Annotated in this window: 11 tRNA genes and 1 rRNA gene; all 12 read right to left on the bottom strand. The window is 47.5% G+C overall.

The window, feature by feature from the left end:
• Window positions 1-82: 82 nt before the first annotated feature.
• Window positions 83-159 (bottom strand) — tRNA-Arg (locus RIN63_RS15355).
• A gap of 5 nt (window positions 160-164) precedes the next feature.
• Window positions 165-238 (bottom strand) — tRNA-Gly (locus RIN63_RS15350).
• A gap of 69 nt (window positions 239-307) precedes the next feature.
• Window positions 308-382: transfer RNA gene (locus RIN63_RS15345), tRNA-Gly, on the bottom strand.
• A 33-nt stretch (window positions 383-415) separates the two neighbouring features.
• A tRNA-Tyr gene (locus RIN63_RS15340) sits at window positions 416-500 on the bottom strand.
• A 61-nt stretch (window positions 501-561) separates the two neighbouring features.
• A tRNA-Thr gene (locus RIN63_RS15335) sits at window positions 562-637 on the bottom strand.
• 26 nt (window positions 638-663) lie between these two features.
• Window positions 664-740, bottom strand: a tRNA-Asp gene (locus RIN63_RS15330).
• Window positions 741-791: 51 nt separating this feature from the next.
• A tRNA-Val gene (locus RIN63_RS15325) sits at window positions 792-867 on the bottom strand.
• 14 nt (window positions 868-881) lie between these two features.
• Window positions 882-956, bottom strand: a tRNA-Glu gene (locus RIN63_RS15320).
• Between the two features lie 30 nt (window positions 957-986).
• Window positions 987-1,063, bottom strand: a tRNA-Met gene (locus RIN63_RS15315).
• Between the two features lie 12 nt (window positions 1,064-1,075).
• Window positions 1,076-1,163, bottom strand: a tRNA-Leu gene (locus RIN63_RS15310).
• A 5-nt stretch (window positions 1,164-1,168) separates the two neighbouring features.
• Window positions 1,169-1,243, bottom strand: a tRNA-Asn gene (locus tag RIN63_RS15305).
• A gap of 3 nt (window positions 1,244-1,246) precedes the next feature.
• Window positions 1,247-1,340, bottom strand: a 5S ribosomal RNA gene (gene rrf / locus RIN63_RS15300); the annotation flags it as partial.

Raw genomic sequence — 1,340 nt, 5'->3', positions numbered from 1 at the left:
ATGTAATAAATGTTAGACCAGTTTTAATTAATAGCTTAATAAAAAATATAAAAAAACTTGCATTTTTAATGCAAGTTTTTACTGGCGTACCCTGAGGGAGTCGAACCCCCGACCTTCTGGTTCGTAGCCAGACACTCTATCCAGCTGAGCTAAGGGTACATATATGGAGCGGGTGAAGGGGATCGAACCCTCGCAACCAGCTTGGAAGGCTGGGGCTCTACCACTGAGCTACACCCGCATAATCGATAACAAATTTAGATATCATAATTTAAAAAAATGAAGAATATATACTCTTCATAAGAAATTCTGGAGCGGAAGACGAGATTCGAACTCGCGACCCTCGCCTTGGCAAGGCGATGCTCTACCACTGAGCCACTTCCGCATATTTTTATGTATGTTTTCGGGAGTACATATTTGGTGGAGGAGACTGGATTCGAACCAGTGAAAGCTTAGCTAACGGATTTACAGTCCGTCCCCTTTAGCCACTTGGGTACTCCTCCTTAAAGAAGGCTTATTCATCCTACTGGACTACTAATTTGAATTCAGCAGATAAATAAAATATGGAGCCGGCAAGAGGACTTGAACCCCCGACCTACTGATTACAAGTCAGTTGCTCTACCAACTGAGCTACGCCGGCATATAATATTTTAAACTAGGTTTAATTGGCGACCTGGAAGGGACTCGAACCCTCGACCTCCAGCGTGACAGGCTGGCATTCTAACCAACTGAACTACCAGGCCGCGTAATTTTAGCAGTTCTCTATGAGAATCATGCTTTATACATTGTTTAAATGGTGGGAACAACAGGGCTCGAACCTGTGACCCCCTGCTTGTAAGGCAGGTGCTCTCCCAACTGAGCTATGCTCCCAAATAAGTAATAATTGGTGACCCCACCGGGATTCGAACCCGGGTTACCGCCGTGAAAGGGCGATGTCTTAACCGCTTGACCATGGGGCCTTATTTGATTTATATGTATCGACAAAATTATGGTTGCGGGAGCAGGATTTGAACCTACGACCTCCGGGTTATGAGCCCGACGAGCTGCCAGACTGCTCCATCCCGCGCTAAATTGTTTGTGGTGCCTAGGACCGGAATCGAACCGGTACGGCTTTAAGGGCCGCAGGATTTTAAGTCCTGTGCGTCTGCCAGTTCCGCCACCCAGGCATTTCTGGCTCTCAGGGTGGGATTCGAACCCACAACCTACCGGTTAACAGCCGGTTGCTCCACCATTGAGCTACCTAAGAATAGCCTGGCAACTTCCTACTCTCCCAGGGCGTTACCACCCAAGTACCATCGGCGTTGAGATGCTTAACTTCTGTGTTCGGTATGGGAACAGGTGTG

It is taken from the genome of Tissierella sp. (assembly GCF_031460495.1).
GTDB lineage: Bacteria > Bacillota > Clostridia > Tissierellales > Tissierellaceae > JAVKTS01.
Note: the sequence above shows the minus strand (reverse complement) of the source record. Positions and strands in the feature narration are given on the sequence as shown.